Below are 18,819 nucleotides of genomic sequence, written 5' to 3' on the forward strand. Positions count from 1 at the left end.
CAGGATTCTTTCATAGATTTAAGTTTGTCCCGCAGCCCCCCGGAGTGGGCATAATAAGCCTTTTTTAAGTCTCTGCCTCCTTACGCACCTGCTCCAAAACCGCCCGCAAAGACGGCAGCAATTCCTTGAATCTAAAATCTGCCTCAGGGTGAGCAGCTGGGAAAGCCTCTGCCAGCAGCAGGGCCCGCTCCAGGTCGGCCTTGCCTCCCGGCTTATCCCCTGCGTTCCAGCGGCGCCCGCCCCGGAAATAGTAAAAATCAGGATAGTCGGGGAAAGCGGACATTGCCTTTGCCAGCACAGCCTCCCCCTGCTGCCGCAGGGAGCGGGCCGCCTGCAGGTGCTCATTGTCCCTATCCCCAGGCTCCGGCAACGGCTCCCCCTCGGCTATCTCCAGCCCCGCCTGGCTGCAGGCCTCCTGCTCCAGCTCCCTGAGTGCCTGGTAGATGATGCGGTAGGGAGCCACCCGGTCATGGACAGGCAGGGTTGAGCCAAAGGAGCGCTGGGCGCACTCTATGGCTTCCCGCCACTCCCGCCGGGAGAGATGGGTCTCCGCCAGATAATAATCCAGCAAAAAGGTGGAGCCTCCCTGCCTCTCCTCTTTCAGGAGGATCTCTTCATTGCGTCTGTTCTTCTGAGCCTTCACCTCAGGGCGGTAACCTGTGTGTCGTATGGAGAGAAGCCCTTTTGCTGCAGCAGCGATTTTCGTCTGCCGCCCATCGGTGAGCACCAGCTGCTCATGCACCTCCCCCCGGTACCGCAGCAGTTCCTGCCGCCTGAGCAGCCGCACCGCCAGATCATCTGCCTCCCCTGCCACCGGAGTACCGTCCAGATCCACATTCTCGCGCCAGATTTCCAGCAGGTCAATTTTCCTCTCGTGCACTGCCTGTCCAGGTACAGCCACCAGCCTCACACCGGAGGGAATGTCACCTGCGGACAAGCTTTCTGCCAGGGGCCGCAGATTTTCCCGGGTTCCCTCTGACAAGCTCTCATCGCTGTCCAGAAACAGCACAAATTCACCGTGGCACCTGGATAGGGCATAATTCTTCGCCAGGGAGAAATCATCCTGCCACACAAAATCATAGAGCTTTCCCCGCCGCCCGGGAACTTCCTGCTGCCATTTCCGCAGGAACCTCCGGACGATTTTCACCGAATCGTCCACGCTTCCCGTATCCACAATCACCATCTCGTCCACCGCCTGGGCCACACTGCTCAGGCAGACAAGTATCTCCTCCGCCGCATCCCTCATAATGAGGGCCAGAGACAACAGGCATTCCTTGGGCATCAAAATCCCCCTATCAAAAAGGAGACGCTAAAGCGTCCCCTTCATATTATCGAAACAATACTGCTTACACGGCAGACCACTGTTTGGTATTGTGGTTAGCCCGCCAGGTGCTGCCATCGGACAGGGTGAAGGCTGCCTCCCCCTGCACCGTGAGGGTCTGGTTTGCCGTGGTGCGAATCTTCACTTCACTGGTGCCGATGTCTGCCCCAGTAATCTTATCCAGGCCCATGTTGTAGAGCATAACCCTGTCATTAGCCCCGGTATTCTGCAGCACATCATTGCCCTCGCCGTAACCATAGAAGAGATGCGTGTCGCCAGCGCCTGCCCTCAGGGTATCATCGGCGCTGCCCGCACCACCCCAGAGAGAAGACTGGCCCCGCCCCCCCTGGATGGATTCTGCAGCACTGCTCCCCACCAGCTGGTCTGCGCCAGTGGACTCGGAGCCGTCTATGATCTCGATGCTGGCGTAGCTCTTGCCCTGACTGCCATCCAGCCAGACATTTTTATTGCCACCGCCAGAGACCTGCAGCGTGTCACGGCCGCTGCCTCCAAAGTAGCTGGATGCCGCTTCCGTATAGCTAATGACACTGGCCTTATTGCTATCGCCAATCTTGGCTCCGGAGATATGCACCGCGTCCGTGGAATAGAGCACCACTGCATCAGGAGAAGACTGCACAGTGAGACTGCTACCATCGTTCATGTTCAGCTTGAGATTATTGCCATTGCGGCCAAAAGAGGTGAGGGAACCACTGTAGAGATTGATTACATCATTGCCGGACGCATAATTTGTCACTACATCGTTGCCATCCCCGGCACCGAACCAGAACATATCCCGTCCAGAGCCCCCCTGGAGGGTATCATTGCTTGCGCCGCCGCCCCAGAGGGAGGTTTTGCCCTGACCGCCCTTGATGAGATCGTTCTTGCTGTTGCCAGCCAGGATGACTTCGCTGGTGACACTGCTGCCGTCAAGCTCCGTAGCATCCGGAAAAGCAGGGTCATGAGTAAAGGACCTTCCCGCCAGCACATCATACCCGGACAGCCATACGTTGCCATTGCCGTTGGCAGTCACCTTAGTCCAATGACAGGGAGCCGGACCGCTGGAGCCTGCTGCCGCCTGCTTGGCGAAGTAACGCAGGGCAATATAGCCCCCCGCATATTCGTCACCACCTGATTTCTCATCGGTGTTAAGAACCTCTTTCAACTGGTCAGGATTGGAAGCCAGACGCCTGATATCACCGGGACGCTCGTCGTCAATGCCGTGAACCAGCTCTGACGCCCCCTCGCGTATGTAGTATGGAAGATCACTTACATAGGTGATATTAGCCGCCATGGTAGCATGAACAAGCTCATGAGCTATCACACGATCAAGATAGAAGCTGGTATTAGCAGATTTACCATTCACATTATTGCCATCAATGCTGTTATAATAGCGCATATTCACCAAAAGTGTCAGTTCATCTGTCTTGCCAGCGCCATTGTAATGCCAGTTTACTTTGGCCAGGTAATTATCAGGATCATCATCTTCAAATTTCACAGTGATGGTATTTACTGTTGCTGCAGTGTCATTGAAGCTGAGGCCATAGGAATTATCTATCAAGCGCAGACCTTCGTCCAGCCACCAGGTGTATAATCCCTTCACCACCTGCACCTGAGCTGCGTTATTCAGGTTGGTATTGGTCCAATCCACCGTCAGATTATAGTCGCTGCAACGAGTTCGCCAGCTGGTGGGCATACGCCACTCATTTGTACGCTCAGGGACAATGCTCTCAGCAGTCTTTTCCCCGCCGCCGCCAGCATTGCTGCCGCTTATGGCACCGGTATCATTATCGCCCAAAATAATGCCGCACCTGTCCCTCAGGAAGGCATCTGCCCCCATGGTCCTGCAGTCGTTGTATATGGAGTTCAGCACATCCTGCCAACTGCCATAGTTCGAGGTACTGCGCACCGCTTCATCCAGCGCCGCCCTGCCTCTCAGTCTGGTACCATTCAAAGACGTCATGAAATTTCTAATCACAGTTTGTGGTGTACCCAATCTTGCATCTCCTTTGCAATAAATCATCCCATTAACGGATGCCATTATACACCTGATTAAGGTATAAGGCAAATCCCCCTCCGCGAACATATCATTTTGACCTGTAACAAACAAAGGCGCAGGAAAAGCCCTGCGCCCCTAAGATCATTTTATGCTTTTAGAACTGGAAGTACAAGAATGCCGTCACCTGAGTGAAGTGCAAAACAGAGAAGACGAAAAGGGCGGCGAGGAAGGCTGCCCATTTCAAGTTGGGACGGAAGTACTTGTCCACCAGCACATTGCTGTCGTGGCTAAACGCAGCCAGCCAGAGAGCCAGCAACAATGTAAAGATGGGCAGCCCATGCAACCCCGACGCATTGAGGACCTTATCCAGCATGCCGCCCCCCAGGGCAAAAGGCCAGTCCAGTCCCCGGAGACCTGCCATGGCCTTGTATACCTCAATGGCCTGGGGCAAACTCTCTGCGCGGAACAGTACACACGAGGAGGCTGCAAAGACCATGGTCAGCCAGTGGGAAACGCCATCCGGCAAAGACAGCCAGGACTGCCTTTTCCATAGCTGGCAGACACAAAGCCCCACACCCTGCATAAAGCCGAAGACCACAAAGGTCCAGCCAGCTCCGTGCCAGGCACCTATGACAACCATCGTAAGCATGGTGGCAAGCATTGAACGCCAGAGCGTAACTTTCCCCATCCAAAGAACCAGGGGCGTGTAGATGTACGCAGTAATGGTCGAGGTTAGGGACATATGCCACTTCCCCCAGAACTCGCTGAGATTCTTCGAGCGGAATGGCTCGCTGAAGTTGATGGGGATCTTGATATTCATCAGCCGCGCCGCCCCCACAGCCATATCCGTATAGCCGGAGAAATCATAATACATTTCCATGAAAAAACATACAGCCAGCGCCCAGCCTTCCCAAAAACCCAGTTCACCCGCATGGGCGAAACCGTCCGCAATCGGCGCGATCAACGCATCAGCTATCACGACTTTCTTGAATAACCCCAAGGAGAACATGGCAATACCCTTTGCTATATTCTCTGCCTGGGGGCTGTGCAGACGCTCATCTGCAAATTGCTTCATCATTGATTTGTGGTAGAGGATAGGGCCTGCCAGCAGGTGCGGAAAAAAGGATACAAAGAGGCAGTAATCCACAAAATCCTTGTATTTTTTGCCGTCCCCATAAAAATAAACGCCAATCAGGTAGACCATCTGCGTGATGGTAAAAAAGGAGATGCCGAGGGGCAGTATAACATGCCAAAGCTCAAAATCTGTCCCCATAAGCCTGTTCACATTCTTGATGAAGAAATCCATGTACTTGAAATAGCAGAGCATGCCTATATCAAAAGCAAGACCAAGCATGAAAAAAGTCTTGCCTGTCAAGAGGCCCTGTGGTTCTGCCTGATACTTCACGATGCAGCGCGATATGGCATAGTTCACCAGAATGCTGCCCACCAGAAGCGGCAGGAAATAGATATTCCAGTACCCATAGAAGCCCAGGCTGGCCAGCACAAGCCAGCCATTGGCCCAGCGCAGGCCTGCCCATCGAGACAAAGCAAAATAACCGCTGACCGCCAGCGGCAAAAACAGGAATATATATGTGTAGGAATTAAAAAGCATGCCTATCCCCCTTAGGCCGAATAGCCGCCATCCACAGCCAGGCAGGCTCCTGTCATCCAGCGCGCGCTGTCAGACAGCAGGAAGAGCACCAGCCCCGCCACATCGGCAGGCTCCCCCATCCCCAGAAGCTCCCGGACAGCAATAGCCTCCTGGTCCGCATAAGCCTGAGCCAGGGGATTCTGCGTCATCTCAGTCGCTACCCAGCCGGGCATGACTGCATTGACGCGATGCCCATTCCTGGCCAGTTCCTTCGCTGCAGAGCGCACCCCGGCATTGACGGCTGCTTTCGCTGCCGCATAGGCAAATTTGCCCATCTCACAACAGACCGCATCTGCTGAGGAAAAAAGCACATGAGAGGTTCGTTCACCTGCATAGGGCGCACGGGTCGCCAGCTGTAACAAGGCCATGCCAGCCCAAAAGGTTGTCTCCATCATCTTCTGCGCCTTGCGGGCATTGTAGGCCGCCAATGGCGTAAAAACTGCCGTACCTGCCGCATGGACAGTACCGGATAGAGGCCCCTGCTCTTGCACGAAATGCCCCAGAGCCTCTTCCATCGCCTTGGTGTCGCAGACATCCACTGCTGCAGGGATTATCATCCCCGGCACTTCGGCGGCCAGCTCTGCAAGCTTTTCCTCGCGTCGTGCCAAAACCAGCACCTTTGCGCCAGACTGTGCAAGCCGCAGGGCAATCTCCCTGCCCATGCCGGAGGAAGCCCCCGTCACAGCGTAGCGCTCACCGTCAAAGTCAAAGGAAGCGGCACGCATCAGTCCTCCACCCCTTCGCAAGCCAGCTCGTATGCATCACGCACGGTCTGAGCCGAACGCGCCTCAAGGGGATTGATGGTGCTGTCAAACTCCACATCCATGAGCGCCAGGAAGCTGACGCTGGAAAGTGAATCCCATGCCTTGATATCCTTCAGGCTCTCATCCATCTCTATCTTTTCCCCGCCCAGAATCTTGGCGGAAACAACATCAAGGAATTCCTGCTCGTCAATCTTATTAGCCACTGTATACTTTCCTTTCATAAACCAATAAAAGACTCAATCATGCAAACGACATTGTACCCTATCCCTTTATAATGTGTCAAGAATCGCCGGATGGCAGCATCATGGACAGATCAGCCAGACAGCCGGCCCATGAGAGACCAACGCCGAAGCCCGCCAGAAGGACATGCCTGAGACCTGCGGGGTCGTTTTCTTTCACGATGCTCTCCAGTCCAAAGGGAATGGTTGAGGAGACAGTGTTGCCGGTGTCTGCCACATCGTTGAAAAAGGGTACGTCCATGAGCTTGCATTTCTTTTGCACGAATTCCAACATGAAGTGATTCGCCTGATGGAAGACGCAATAGTCCAATTCGCTGCGCTCCAGTCCAGCCTTTTCCAGCACTTCCCTGACAAGACCGGGTACACGGTGCAGGGTAAAGTACATGATGCCCTGCCCATCCATGTAGGCATCATAATTGGTATGGGAGCCATGGTCATCCTCTATGGTTTCCTCAGGCGTAGTGCGGAAGGGATAGCGGCTGCCACCGACAGGCGCAATAATCTTGTCATACCCCTTGCCATCAGTACCGAAGACAAAGTCAGAGAGCAAAGGTTTCTCCGCCTCTACGGCAGATATGAGCGTCGCCGTAGCGCCATCGCCGAATACGGGTCTGGTGGCGCTATCCGTCGGCGCAGCCCATTGGGTATAGAGGCTGGCAGTAATCAGCAGAAGATTCTGCGCCATGCCGGCCTCCACCACCCCCTTGGCCAGCGCCAGCCCATAGACATAGCCTGAGCAGCCCAGATTGTAATCCAGCGCACCAACGGATTTCTCCAGCCCCAGACGCTCTGCCACCAGGCAGGCCGTGCTCGGCATCTGGTAGTCAGGCCACTGGGTACAGATGAGCACAAAGTCTATACTTTTGGGTTCCACTTTATAACGCTTGAACAGATTCTCCGCTGCCTCTACGGCGATTTCCGAGGCCGTCATACCGTCAGCCAGATGCCGCTCCCTGATGCCCAGCGCCTGACCAGAACGGGTGGTCAAATCGTTCTTCTCAACTGTTGGCGGCAGATACCCTGCCACAGCACGGATTGCTGCATATCTCATAACATCCTCCCATCTTAAGATACCCTATCCCTGTAGTTTTTGGTTACCAGCCCACCTTAATAGAGCAGAAAACCAACAATATCCCCCATGATAACATGAAGCCTCTGCCTGCGCAATGAGAGCAGACAGAGACACGGACTCTTAAAATACCATTTCTTAATCACACATACCTGATGGCAGCAGTTCTTTCACGAAATGTACTATCTGGCCTATGTTAACGATATACCTCCCCCGCTAACAGCCGGATTTTCTTCCCGCAGAAGGCCACACCATAACGCCAGACATCCTCTACCCCTTGGACCCGAAACTCAGCCAGATAGTCCTTTTCCTCTATCTGTGCCAGGGCCTGCTTAGCTGTTTCTGCCAAAGCCTCCTCACTATCTGCCACCTTGAATTCCATAACAATGCCGGGTATCCCCGCTTCCCTTGGAAAAATGCCAAGGTCAAACCTGCCATAGCCGCTTTCCCTGTTTGACACCACTCTATATTTTGGCATCAACCAGGCCATAATGCCCAGCACAAAGCCGTGGTAGAATGATTCCTTTTCAGCCGTATCGTGGAAGCTGGCAATCTGCTTCAGATATTCCTCCACCCCCTGGGCAAATTCCTCCCCCCTGACCTTTCAAAAGATGACGCAACATGATGAAGAGATCAGACTCCTCCATTTCCCCACGGTAACGATTGATAATTTCCATTTCGTAGACCGTGCTAACCTCCATATTGGGGATAGCCAGCTCGCAGTAGGTCCTACCTCCCATCAGCTCCGTATGGCGAGCAGTCAGATAGCCGGTGGTTTGAAGCATGGTATAGAGGGCATCCTTGCTATGATAGATATCCGTGTAGATAAGCCCCTCTTGGACTGCAGTCTCTATGGTTCCTCCCTGCAGCAGGGTAAGAAGTTTTTTCTCATCCTTCCTTCCCGCCTGTTTCATCAGGGTAGCTATGATATCATTACCGGAGGTATTGAGCCAGAAAATGTCAGGCTGGCAAGCATTGGCAAAATAGTTCACCACTGACCAGGGATTATACATTTCATACCCGGAGAAATTATAGCCGTCATACCACTCTTTCAGTTCGGGGAGCTTATCCTCATGCCCCAGTTCTCTGGCCATCCGGGCAATTTCCTCGAAAGTAAAGCCAAAACTATCGGCATACTTGCCCTTCACCACCGAAGAAACTTCCAGATTATTGAGGGCGCTGAAGATGCTTTCCTTGGCAATGCGCAGCACTCCTGTGAGCACTCCGAAACGCAAAGAAGTGTTGCCCTTCAAGGCAGAGGTGAGGAAGGTGCGCATAAAGGCAATGGCCTCATCGTAGTAGCTATTCGGCGCAGACCAGGCTGCCTGAATAGGGGCATCGTATTCATCTATCAGGAGGATGGCAGGCTTGCCATGGTACTCATGAAGATAGCCCAGAAGATTACTCACTGCAAATTGCAACACACTCTCTGTAGCCCGGCCGCAGATAATATCCTGAAAGTCATCGTGATCTCCTCCCCGCAGGACATCCTCATCCAAAAGATAAGCATATTTTTTGTATAGTTCACGCATACGGATAGCCATCTGCTCCACCATAGCATCATAAGTGAGCGGCTTGATATCCTTCAGAGACAGCAGCACCACCGGCCACTGTCCCTGCTCCTGCATATACGTGGCTCCGGCCCGCTCGATGTCCGTCCCCGCAAAGAGCGCCCGGTTCTCCTCCGCATCTTCCAGTGTGAAGAAATACTTCAGCATGCTCATAGCCATGCTCTTGCCGAAGCGACGAGGACGGGTGATGAGGGTGACTTCGCTGTGCTCTTCCAGAAGGTCCTTGATAAAACGCGTCTTGTCTACAAAGTAGTAATTCCCATCGCTCAGTCGCTTGAAATCGTCAACGCCTACTGGCAGCTTTGTTTTCATGCCCACATTTATCCCTCCCCAGCTAAACACCGCCATTTTTCCTCATGGTAACATAAAAACCCCGCCTGCGCAATGAACACAGGCGAGGTCTCCCATCACACATACCTTATATCGATGGACAGCAAGAGAGTGAAGAAATATTTCAGCAGGCGAAAATCTCCTACATCCCCCCATACTCATAGTTCACTTTCTTATCAATGACAAAAGTTCCTCTGTCTTGGCCTGACAAAGTGCCACATTCCCCCTGGTCTCCACGTTCAGACGAATCAAAGGCTCTGTATTTGAGCGGCGAAGATTAAAGCGCCAGTCCCCCATATCCACGCTAAGGCCATCAATGTGCAGGATTTCCCTTGCCTCCCTGCCGTAGACGGACTCTGCCTTTTCCATGATTCCAACTGCCATATCCACACTTTCCAGTTTGGTGTTGATTTCTCCGGACACAGGGAACTTATCCATGCGCTCTCCCAAAAGTGCAGACAAGTTCTTGCCTTTGCGGCTAAGAAGTTCTGACACCAGAAGCCAGGGAATCATGCCACTGTCGCAATAGGAAAAATCACGGAAATAATGATGGGCACTCATTTCACCGCCATATACTGCATCTACTTCCCTCATCTTGGCCTTGATAAAGGCGTGACCACCCTTGCAGACCACAGGCTCACCACCAGCTGTCTCTACAAGCTCAATAGTGTTCCATATGCAGCGTGGGTCATAGACAACCTTAGCCCCGGTATTCTTTTCCAAAAATGCCTGGGCCAGGAAGCCCACCATGTAATACCCTTCTATGAAATGCCCCTTCTCATCGTAGAGGAAGCAGCGGTCAAAATCGCCGTCCCAAGCTACACCAAAATCAGCTTTGTGCTCCAATACCGCCTGGGCTGTAACTTCACGATTTTCTGGCAACAGAGGATTTGGTACACCATGTGGAAACGATCCATCAGGCTCCCCATAAACAGGAATGATCTCAAAAGGAAGACACTTGGCCAGTGCCTCTAATACCGGACCTGCAGAGCCGTTTCCACTGTTAGCCACGATTCTGAGCGGTTTCAGCGCTTTCACATCCACAAAGGACAGTATACGCTGCAAATAATCATCCAGCATATCTACTTTCTCGGCTTTAGCAGGAACTTCAACTGCGTATGGAAGCTCAGCTTCTTCCTGTACCGCTGCCGCCAGCGCCTTCAATTCTTCCTTAGTCAATGGCACTGCACCTGCACGCACCAGCTTCAAGCCGTTGTACTCCTTGGGATTGTGACTGGCAGTTACCATCAGTCCGCCATCTATTTTTCCTGCTGCATGGTAAATCATCTCCGTACCACAAAGGCCAATATCCATAACTTCACAGCCCGCTTCTGTCAGTCCCTTTATAAGAGCCTCCGACAAAGCCGTGCCAGAAAGGCGTATGTCATGCCCTACGGCCACCTTTCGAGCAGCAAACAAACCAGGAAAAACGCGTCCTATACGATAGTATAACTCTTCATTAACTTCATCGGGGTAAATGCCTCGCAAATCGTAGGCTCCAAAAGCCTTTGTACTAATCGTCATAAAACAAAATCTCCTCTTAAGCAACAACTGTGGCACATTAAAATTTTCTATCCAATGTGCCACAGTTGTACCATCCTAAATTTTAACCTGCTAAAATCATGCTCAGTCAACCACGGTAATTTTTCCCAGAGATTCTGATACACATATTCTGCCATCTTTGGTCACCGCAAGCCACACGATATCATAATCATCAGCAGGCACATCCTTCAAAGGCTCTTTGACAAAAAAACCTAAATTCTCATAGGCACGCTTGTGCATGAATTCTGCTGTATCCGGGGAAACAACAGGCTCGGCCAGTGTATACCAGCTTTGCCCCTGTGAGTTTGATAATTTCAAATATGATTTTTGCAGCAGTTCAGGGGGCAGGAAACCATTGCCTTTCAGTTCCAGATAATCCTCACGACGCAATCGAAAAACAGCCACATCATCAACAGAGCCAGCTTGCATCATGGCCACCACTGGTTCTACCTGCCTCGTTTTTTGAGCTATAACGGAGGGTGTAATATCAGAAAAACCAGCGTAATATTTTATATTCTCCACAGCTTCTGGATTCATTGATTCCCAGGCCCTGAGCTTAGCCCGAAGTTGTTTTAGATAATCGCCCAGATTAGCCTCTGATAGCTCCAGTCCAAAATTATCTGGCATACCAGAAGCTTCCCTGCCGTACAACCTCGCCACAATCCATCTGCCTACATTGCTTTTATGATGTATGGAATCCCAAAAATACGCATTGGTACTCTCAGAAAATTTTCCTTCCTGGACAGGTGATGTTGATAAAGCATCTATATCAAAGAAGGTCCACACCGGCGCTATGTCCAAAAGTCTGTTCAGCCATGCACCATAGGTATAAAGACAGTCATCATAAGCTATGGCCGCTTCGGCATGCATGGGAGGCAGGTATATCTTTAGCCCCACGCCATGGTCCCGGCACATCTCTGCGATACGTTCAAACTCCTGAAAGCATTTTTCATTAAGCTGGGGATTCTCCAGCCATCCTTCCCTCTGCACCAGCAACAAGGAACGGTTGAAACGCCAGTGCTCACGATTGAAATAGCTCATCATAGCCTCATGGGTCAGCGTCTTGCCAGCTTTGTAGTAAGGCGCCTGCCACGACTGCTTGCGATTTGCCCTCACAGATTCATAGCTGTCCTTCAAGGACTGAAATGAAAACAGGGTTTTCTCCAGGTTTCCTGGAGTAACATACTTTTTCCCTATCTGCGCCTCAACACCGACAAGGCTTTCATCAAAGGGAGTCTTATACCGTGAGCCTGAAACAAATTTGGTGAAGTCAGCTGCCAGGATAATTTCCTTGGCCGAAGGATCTACGGCCAAAACATGCTCAACATAACGTCTCTGCTCATAGGCCGTCATACCCAGTATCCCTAAATTGTACACAGGCCTGTCCAACAACTCTGCGGCATTCTCAGCATCGATACCCCAGTCTACCTGAGATGCCCCTATGAAGACAACTTCTGGCTGCGGAACAACTGACAGCAGAGAAATTGCTTTTCCCATGCGCTCTACGCTATCTGCCCGCGTGGCCCACATATTGAAGCCAGGATATCTGTGTACCTTCCAGATACTGTAAGGGTCTGCCAGGTAGTTGAAAATTCCTGTCACCAGCAACATTGCAGCAGCTAGTGCTAAAAAAGAAAACACAAACTTCTTATACATGCTAATTATATTCCTTAATTTCCGTCAAGACTTCATGGTTTGGCTGCACCAGTATTCCAGTGTCTTCTCCAGGCCAGCCCGGAAATCCGTTTCCGGCGTCCACCCCGTTGCTTTATTCAGCTTGCTTCCATCACCAACGAAAAAGGGAACCTCCGAAGGCCGCATCCTGGCAGGGTCCTTCCTAACCTCAATATCCCTGCCGGACAGGGCCAGCAACCCCTGAAGCACTTCTTCTATCTTGCGCGGCTTACCGGAACAGATGTTGTAAATTCCTGTGGGAACCTCTTTCTCTGTCAAGGCCACATAGGCAGCAATGATATCATCGATATAAGTGAAATCCCTGGCTGCTGTCAAATCCCCCACGGAAAGGACAGGCTCCTGCTCCCCCTTCTCAATGGCCGCCACCTGGCTTGCAAAGTCGCTGACCACGAAGCCCGGCTTCTGGCCTGGGCCGAAGTGGTTGAAGGAGCGGGCAGCAATGACCTTCAGGCTGAATTTTTTCGCCAGCTGCATGGATAGCTGCTCGGCGCAGAGCTTGGAGATGCTATAGGGATTCTGCGGTTCGCAGGGCATGTCTTCGGTGAGTGGCTTGCCACATTTGGCGGTGAGGCCGTAGGCATCACTGGAGCCGATGGTCAAAAGCTTTGCCTCCGGAGCACATTTGGCCATGGTTTCCAGCAGGGTGGCCGTGCCTCCCACATTTACTGCCATGGTCCTCCCAGGATGCTCCCAGGCAAAGGGCACATTGGCAATAGCTGCCAGATGCACGATGGCCTCTGGCTTTTCCTGCCTGAAGACCTTCTGCATTGCCTCCCCGTCCAGGAGGTCAGCCTGATGATGGCTGACCCCATATTCCCCAAACAGGGGGCTGCTGCCCAAATCTATGGCAGCAAGCGTATGTCCGTGCTCTGCAAAGGCTCTGATGAGATGGCCTCCCACAAAACCTGCAGCTCCGGTTATAAGGATTCTCATGCCTTCACCTTCAACTCATCCTGCACGCGCTTCAGGTCTGCATCCACCATCATGTGGATAAGCTCTTCCAGGCTGGTCTTGGCAGTCCAGCCAAGCTTGGCCTCAGCCTTCTTGGGGTCGCCCAGGAGAAGGTCAACCTCAGCGGGACGGTAGAATTTCGGATCGATGACCACGTACTTCTCATAGTCCAGGCCCACGTGCTCGAAGGCAATCTTGCACATGTCACGGACTGTGGTGGTGCGGCCAGTGGCCACCACATAGGTGTCAGGCTCGTCCTGCTGGAGCATGAGCCACATAGCCTCCACATAGTCACCTGCAAAGCCCCAATCACGCTTGGCATCAATATTGCCCAGGTGCAGGTCTTCCTGTACACCAAGCTTGATGCGAGCCACGGCATCAGTGACCTTGCGGGTAACGAACTCAATGCCACGCAGAGGGGACTCATGGTTGAAGAGAATGCCGCAGCAGCCGAAGATGTCGAAGCTCTCACGGTAGTTAATGGTCATCCAATGCGCGAAAAGCTTAGACACACCATAGGGGCTGCGAGGATGGAAGGGAGTTTCTTCGGACTGGAGGGGATACTCAGGCATACCGCCGAACATCTCAGAGGTAGAAGCCTGATAGAATTTAATCTTGGGATTTACGATGCGGATGGCCTCCAGGCAGTTCAGAGCACCTACACCTGTGCTCTGAGCAGTGAGCTGAGGCTGACTCCAAGAAGTGCCCACAAAGCTCTGAGCACCTAAGTTATAGAACTCATCTGGCTGGGCGATGTTCAGGGCGCGAATGATGGATGTCACATCCGTGAGGTCCCCCTCGATAAGTTCCACCTTTTCCTCTATGCCAAGATACTTCAGGCGCCAGTCCGTCTTGGTAGCACGGCGTGCCAAAAGACCATATACCTCATATCCCTTGTCCAAGAGCAGTTTGGCAAGATATGCCCCGTCCTGGCCAGTTATACCTGTGATAAGCGCTTTCTTAGACATTTTTATTTCCTCCCATATCATAGACACTAACATTCAAATTGGTCAAATAGCCCGTCAGGACAAGATATGTCTTTTTATATAAGACTTCACCTTATCGGCAAAGACCGGGCACAGCGAATGCACGGCCCTATAGCCCCTGACCAGGATTCTGTGGCGCAGGGATTCCTGCTGATGGACAGGAATCTGCCCGAAAGAAAGCAGTTCTTCCTTACACTGCACCTGAGCGGCTGCCTGCAGGGCCGCTGCCTGAAGGACCCCTGTTTCCTGTCGGGAGTCTTCCAGGGATGCCCCAGGCAGTTCCCCGCCCTCAGCAATAGTAGAAACGAATTCTCTTGCCATACCAGCAATATTCTCATAGGAGAAATACTCCAGACGCTGTTGCTGTCTTTCCAGCATGGTCTGGCGCAGCTTCTCGTTGCGAACCACCTGATCAATCAGGCTGGCTACCTTGGCAGGCTCCTTGTCAGGGAAGACTACCCCCGCTCCCCCCATGGTATAAGGTATAGCCGTGGAATCGTAGGCCAAAACAGGTATGTTGAAATACATGGCCTCCAGCAAAGGTACACAGAACCCCTCATGCTCACTCATGCATAGGAACACATCGGCCAGATGGTAATAGGCCAGGATTTCCCTGAAGGAGATATGGCCTGAAAAGAAGATATCCTCTGCCCCCAGTGCTGCTGCATATCTCTGCAGACGGTCAAAATATGTTTCTTGCCCCTTCCAGTTCCCCACAAGGAACAAACGGGATTTGGGATTAACATATTTTTTGTAGTAGCAGAAGGATTTTATGATATCTTCCTGCTTCTTATTGGGCGCAATACGTCCCACAAACAGGATATTGACATAATCATCACCTTCATATGCTGACAGAACTTCTTCCGATGGCTCTGCCGCATAGTCCTCAAAGGGTACCACGATAGGCAGGACCGCCATGGGCACATCATAGCCCAGCTTCAGCAAATCATTCTTGTTGAATTCGGAGTCAGCCAGGCACCCGGAAACAATTGTCCGTAATTTTTCCAGGTCATCAAAGGCCTGCTGTGTAGCTATCACTGCAGGTTCGCAATAACCTGAAAAGAACTTTGGCGGAGTAATGTTATGGTAGATGATATACCTGCGGCAGCGCTGTTTCTTCAAAGCCTGGACCATTTCAGTCGAACCGCTGGCCATGTGATAGAAGATTACATCTTCCTCATCCAGCAACGGCAGTTCATGCAGATATGAATACACACTTTCATCAATCCTCTTGGTATCAACTGCCTGAACATATATCCTGGTCTCCGCATCAAACTCTTTCAATATCTGATGAAGCGCCAGCACATCATTACCTACCGCATCACCATATGTAAGAAAGGGAACCAACTGTACTATTCGCACCTTAGACCTCCATCACAGCACGCATGTGCCATCATTGCACAACTGTCCTATAAATGTCATAGAGCTTATTTGCTACGACATACCTGGAATTATCCTTTATATATGCTTTCTCACGCTCCACATATTCGTTGTTCCTCTGCCTGGAGCTTTCATCTGCCATGAGCAGTATCTCTTTCGCCACATTGGCAGGGTCATTATCAGGAATCTGATATGTAAACTCCTTCAAATCAGCAAAGATATCCTGCCTGGTGGTCAGGACAGGCCGCAAGGCAGCCACCCCAAAGCGTACAGAGGCACTGGCAGATTCCTTGGTGGGTGCATAGACCAGGCCAATTACATCACAGCATTGCAGATACCTGATGGATTCTTCATCCGGCAGGAAGTCGGTGATGAACTTCACATTTTTTTCCACGCCTAGTTTTTTGGCTGTTGTCATGCATTCATTATAATAATTGAATGACTCTGGTGCATCATACAAGGCACATACCGGCATATATATAGCATCAGGATAGTGCCTGAGAATCTCCGGCATTGCCATGACGGTCTCCTTTACCCCCTTATGGGGGAGCAGGAAGCCATAGCTGCCAATCAGCAGTGATGTCTTTATTCCCATCTCACGCTTCATCACCTGTGCATTGCACTCCGGGTACATGGCCTGTCCTATGGGGATACGATGAATCAGTCCCTTGTCCAGGCCAAATTCTGCCAGCCTGGTCTCATCCTCCGGCTGGTGCACGATAACAGCAGAAAGCTTGTTCAGGGAGTCCATTATATCCCTGAGTGAATATGTTCTACCGCCATCCAAGACATCCTTGGTGGAATGGAAGGTTATGACCATCTTCTTTACTTTGGTCACTTCATCAATCATAGCTGCCAGATTGGCCAGGCTGAAAAAGCTGAAGTTGAACTGGACATGAACAATTTCACTGGCAGATCTGCATAATGCCTCGGTAAGGGCGTTCAGATCCACATCAAACTGATTCTGCCACAAACGCTCATGGACAAACTTCTCATCCTCCCGTATGACAGTTCCCCCATAATTGGGATATATCCTGTAATCTGCCCTGTTGGCTGTATATTCTACCAAGGACCGGGAATATTCTGCTATACCGCATTTGGTATTCCATGAGGTCACCATATCTACCCTGGGCACATACTTCGCAGCCCCGACATCCCTGACAAACGCCTCCCACTTTCTGGCCACTGCCTGCCAGTTATACTCACTGGCAATAAGGTTATGGGCATTTTCAACCATGTCCTTGATGAGCCCCTGATCCGTGCAAGCAGCAAAGTTCTGCAAGGCTTCTACCAGGGAGGGTATTTCCGGCTCATACCAGTAGGATTTCCGGCCGCTGCCGGTGTTGTTGCTCAGATGGGTGTCAGCCAGTTCCAGATGGTTAGCCACCAGGAATGCCGTTTTGTCATTGCAGAAATCTTTCATGCCACTGTTGGCAGATACGATTACAGGAACCCTGGCCAACATGGCTTCTGCCACTGGAAGCCCAAAGCCTTCCCCCCTGGCCACCGAGACATAGCAACTGGCAGCCTTGTACAAACCATAAAGCTGCTCCTCCGGCAGATCGCGGTTAATCCACTCTACCTCCGGCGGATTGCCATATTGGCTGTTCAGTTCTGCCATGATTTCGTCCACTTTGTTGTGGGGATTGGGGAAGGTCTTCAGCAGGAGACAGACATCATCATCACCAGTAAAGGCTTCATAATATCCCTTCAGCAGTACATCTACGCCCTTACGGGGGAAGGCTGAGCTTATGTGCAGAAACACCGTCTTCTTTTTGCTCTCCAGACCGAAAGGCTTGATGTTTTCAAAGTCAGGGCACAGTTCCACACCATTGCCAATAGTCCTGACGGGTATCTTGAGACCGCATTCAATCAATTTATCAGTAACATACCGAGCTGTTGTGCCTATGCCATCAATATATTTGTTAAAATCATTGATGTATGCTTCGGGAATAACGCTTTCTTCCCAGGCAAAGGCGTAAAAATTCAAGCCTCCATTGGCGTCATGTGCCCTGGGAGGATACATGTTACGGATTGTCACATCAGGATATTTCACATTGCGTGATTTCTTCCATAACTTCTCTGCCACCGGCTTATCCTTCAGGTCTTCTGCCCTGGGCGTATAATCACCAGGTCCTTCGGTGCAGTATATTGATGCCTCAACCTTGTCATTCTCGTTGATGGCTTCTATAAGTTTGCGGTTCACAATGGCAAGGCTGTATGAGGTCTCGAACGGGCCCTGCATCTGCACATTAGGCTTGCGGGCACCACTGATTACATTGTCAATAGCCCTAAAGAGCACTTCTTCCGCATTGCTCTCCTGCAAGCGCTCTATCGTCTGATGCTGATGTTTGATGAGTTTCTCTCTCAGCTCATCATTCTCCACAAGCTCATCTATCAGCGTACCAATGAAATCGTGATTCTTCTCATTCACCACGATGCCTGAGCCACCTAAGGTTTCTGCTACCGCCCCTGCCCTGTAGGCTATCACGGGCACCCCCATGTGCATAGCCTCCAGAAGTGGCACCCCGAAGCCTTCGTGCTCGCTCATGCAAAGGAAAACATCAGCAGCCATATAATATGCCTTCAGGTCTTCCTCCGGCACCTTTCCCGGGAAAATGACAGCATCCTTCACACCAAAGGCTGCTGCCTCAGCACTGAGTTCCTCCATGTACTGGGGAGAACCCGGGGCTCCTACCAGAATCAGCTGGCTCTGGGAATTGTAGATATTATGGTATACAGAGAAACTTCTGATGACATCATCCTGCCTCTTGTTGCCTACTATCCGCCCTACAAAGATGATATTTGTCTTTCCCTCAAGAGTCTTCAGCAGGGTCTTATTCTCCCTGACTCTGTCGAACCTGTCTACAGATATGTTCACAGGCATGACATCAATCTGGTTGTCAAAGCCGGCCTTAATCATATCCCTGCGGTTATAGTTGGAAGCGGCGATGTAATAATCCGCCACCCGGCTATATTCCTTCAGCTGTTCCAGGCCCTTCCGAATATATTTTTTGGTGTTTTCATCTTCAAAGAACTCTTCCGGGGTGATATTATGATATATCAGTATTTTCTTGTCCGGCAGGCTCTCTATCTTGTCGAAGGCATCCATCCCCATGGAATGGTGTACTATCAGAATATCATTGGGATTGCCTTCGTATGCAAAGATGCTTTTTATATCCCCTTCTACTTCAGATGACAAATGCTCGGCATATATCTCAGAATGAAAGCCTCGTTCCCTAAGCAACTTTTGCAACATCAGCATCTGATTGGTGATGGCATCCCCATAAGCCACCCCCGAATGGAATTGATTGATATTCATAA

General features: G+C 51.3%; 14 protein-coding genes. All 14 read right to left on the reverse strand.

From position 1 onward, the window contains the following. Nucleotides 1–64 precede the first annotated feature (64 nt). The 14 genes from P159_RS0103365 to P159_RS0103425 all read right to left on the reverse strand — a co-directional run bounded on the left by P159_RS0103365 (nt 65) and on the right by P159_RS0103425 (nt 18,817). Nucleotides 65–1,282, reverse strand: a complete 1,218-nt coding sequence (locus P159_RS0103365; RefSeq protein WP_029541416.1) for a glycosyltransferase — start codon at nt 1,280–1,282, stop codon at nt 65–67. 64 nt (nt 1,283–1,346) lie between these two features. Next, nucleotides 1,347–3,314, reverse strand: a complete 1,968-nt coding sequence (locus tag P159_RS0103370; protein WP_185753587.1) for a hypothetical protein — start codon at nt 3,312–3,314, stop codon at nt 1,347–1,349. Nucleotides 3,315–3,471: 157 nt separating this feature from the next. After that, a complete protein-coding gene (locus tag P159_RS0103375) occupies nt 3,472–4,929 on the reverse strand; it encodes an MBOAT family O-acyltransferase (RefSeq protein WP_029541420.1) in 1,458 nt (485 codons plus the stop codon). Nucleotides 4,930–4,940: 11 nt separating this feature from the next. Beyond that, on the reverse strand, nt 4,941–5,693 hold the full coding sequence (locus tag P159_RS0103380) for an SDR family oxidoreductase (protein WP_029541422.1): 753 nt from the start codon (nt 5,691–5,693) through the stop codon (nt 4,941–4,943). Then, nucleotides 5,693–5,935, reverse strand: a complete 243-nt coding sequence (locus tag P159_RS0103385) for a hypothetical protein (RefSeq protein ID WP_051650079.1) — start codon at nt 5,933–5,935, stop codon at nt 5,693–5,695. The genes P159_RS0103380 and P159_RS0103385 overlap by 1 nt, the downstream gene beginning before the upstream one ends. A gap of 76 nt (nt 5,936–6,011) precedes the next feature. Next, nucleotides 6,012–7,022 carry a ketoacyl-ACP synthase III gene (locus P159_RS0103390; protein ID WP_029541425.1) on the reverse strand — a complete coding sequence of 337 codons (1,011 nt, stop codon included), beginning with the start codon at nt 7,020–7,022 and terminating at the stop codon, nt 6,012–6,014. Between the two features lie 214 nt (nt 7,023–7,236). Continuing rightward, the gene (locus tag P159_RS20160) at nt 7,237–7,614 is read right to left on the reverse strand and encodes a PD-(D/E)XK nuclease domain-containing protein (RefSeq protein ID WP_051650080.1); all 378 of its coding nucleotides are present in this window, start codon (nt 7,612–7,614) and stop codon (nt 7,237–7,239) included. Beyond that, nucleotides 7,568–8,923 carry an AAA family ATPase gene (locus P159_RS18290; protein WP_318253502.1) on the reverse strand — a complete coding sequence of 452 codons (1,356 nt, stop codon included), beginning with the start codon at nt 8,921–8,923 and terminating at the stop codon, nt 7,568–7,570. Before P159_RS18290 ends, P159_RS20160 begins: the two co-directional genes overlap by 47 nt. Nucleotides 8,924–9,106: 183 nt before the next feature. Next, nucleotides 9,107–10,465 carry a phosphomannomutase/phosphoglucomutase gene (locus P159_RS0103400; RefSeq protein ID WP_029541427.1) on the reverse strand — a complete coding sequence of 453 codons (1,359 nt, stop codon included), beginning with the start codon at nt 10,463–10,465 and terminating at the stop codon, nt 9,107–9,109. A 102-nt stretch (nt 10,466–10,567) separates the two neighbouring features. Further along, a complete protein-coding gene (locus P159_RS0103405; protein WP_029541428.1) occupies nt 10,568–12,139 on the reverse strand; it encodes a hypothetical protein in 1,572 nt (523 codons plus the stop codon). A gap of 24 nt (nt 12,140–12,163) precedes the next feature. Continuing rightward, the gene (locus P159_RS0103410) at nt 12,164–13,111 is read right to left on the reverse strand and encodes a GDP-mannose 4,6-dehydratase (RefSeq protein ID WP_029541431.1); all 948 of its coding nucleotides are present in this window, start codon (nt 13,109–13,111) and stop codon (nt 12,164–12,166) included. Next, complete coding sequence (gene gmd / locus P159_RS0103415) at nt 13,108–14,097, reverse strand: GDP-mannose 4,6-dehydratase (RefSeq protein WP_029541433.1); 990 nt, start codon at nt 14,095–14,097, stop codon at nt 13,108–13,110. Before gmd ends, P159_RS0103410 begins: the two co-directional genes overlap by 4 nt. A 54-nt stretch (nt 14,098–14,151) precedes the next feature. Further along, entirely contained in the window at nt 14,152–15,477 is a 1,326-nt protein-coding gene (locus P159_RS0103420; protein WP_185753588.1) for a glycosyltransferase, read from the reverse strand. Between the two features lie 31 nt (nt 15,478–15,508). Further along, nucleotides 15,509–18,817, reverse strand: coding sequence for a glycosyltransferase (locus P159_RS0103425; protein WP_029541437.1), 3,309 nt, complete (start codon nt 18,815–18,817; stop codon nt 15,509–15,511). Nucleotides 18,818–18,819: the final 2 nt, after the last annotated feature.

It is taken from the genome of Selenomonas sp. AB3002 (genome assembly GCF_000702545.1).
GTDB classification, from domain to species: domain Bacteria; phylum Bacillota; class Negativicutes; order Selenomonadales; family Selenomonadaceae; genus Selenomonas_B; species Selenomonas_B ruminantium_A.

Bases quoted from the DNA above. Each gene is read 5' to 3' on its own strand.
- P159_RS0103405 (WP_029541428.1), bottom strand. From the start codon at position 12,139: ATGTATAAGAAGTTTGTGTTTTCTTTTTTAGCACTAGCTGCTGCAATG.
- P159_RS0103380 (WP_029541422.1), bottom strand. From the start codon at position 5,693: ATGCGTGCCGCTTCCTTTGACTTTGACGGTGAGCGCTACGCTGTGACG.
- P159_RS0103425 (WP_029541437.1), bottom strand. From the start codon at position 18,817: ATGAATATCAATCAATTCCATTCGGGGGTGGCTTATGGGGATGCCATC.
- P159_RS18290 (WP_318253502.1), bottom strand. From the start codon at position 8,923: ATGAAAACAAAGCTGCCAGTAGGCGTTGACGATTTCAAGCGACTGAGC.
- P159_RS0103375 (WP_029541420.1), bottom strand. From the start codon at position 4,929: ATGCTTTTTAATTCCTACACATATATATTCCTGTTTTTGCCGCTGGCG.
- P159_RS0103400 (WP_029541427.1), bottom strand. From the start codon at position 10,465: ATGACGATTAGTACAAAGGCTTTTGGAGCCTACGATTTGCGAGGCATT.
- P159_RS0103410 (WP_029541431.1), bottom strand. From the start codon at position 13,111: ATGAGAATCCTTATAACCGGAGCTGCAGGTTTTGTGGGAGGCCATCTC.
- P159_RS0103390 (WP_029541425.1), bottom strand. From the start codon at position 7,022: ATGAGATATGCAGCAATCCGTGCTGTGGCAGGGTATCTGCCGCCAACA.
- gmd (WP_029541433.1), bottom strand. From the start codon at position 14,097: ATGTCTAAGAAAGCGCTTATCACAGGTATAACTGGCCAGGACGGGGCA.
- P159_RS0103365 (WP_029541416.1), bottom strand. From the start codon at position 1,282: ATGCCCAAGGAATGCCTGTTGTCTCTGGCCCTCATTATGAGGGATGCG.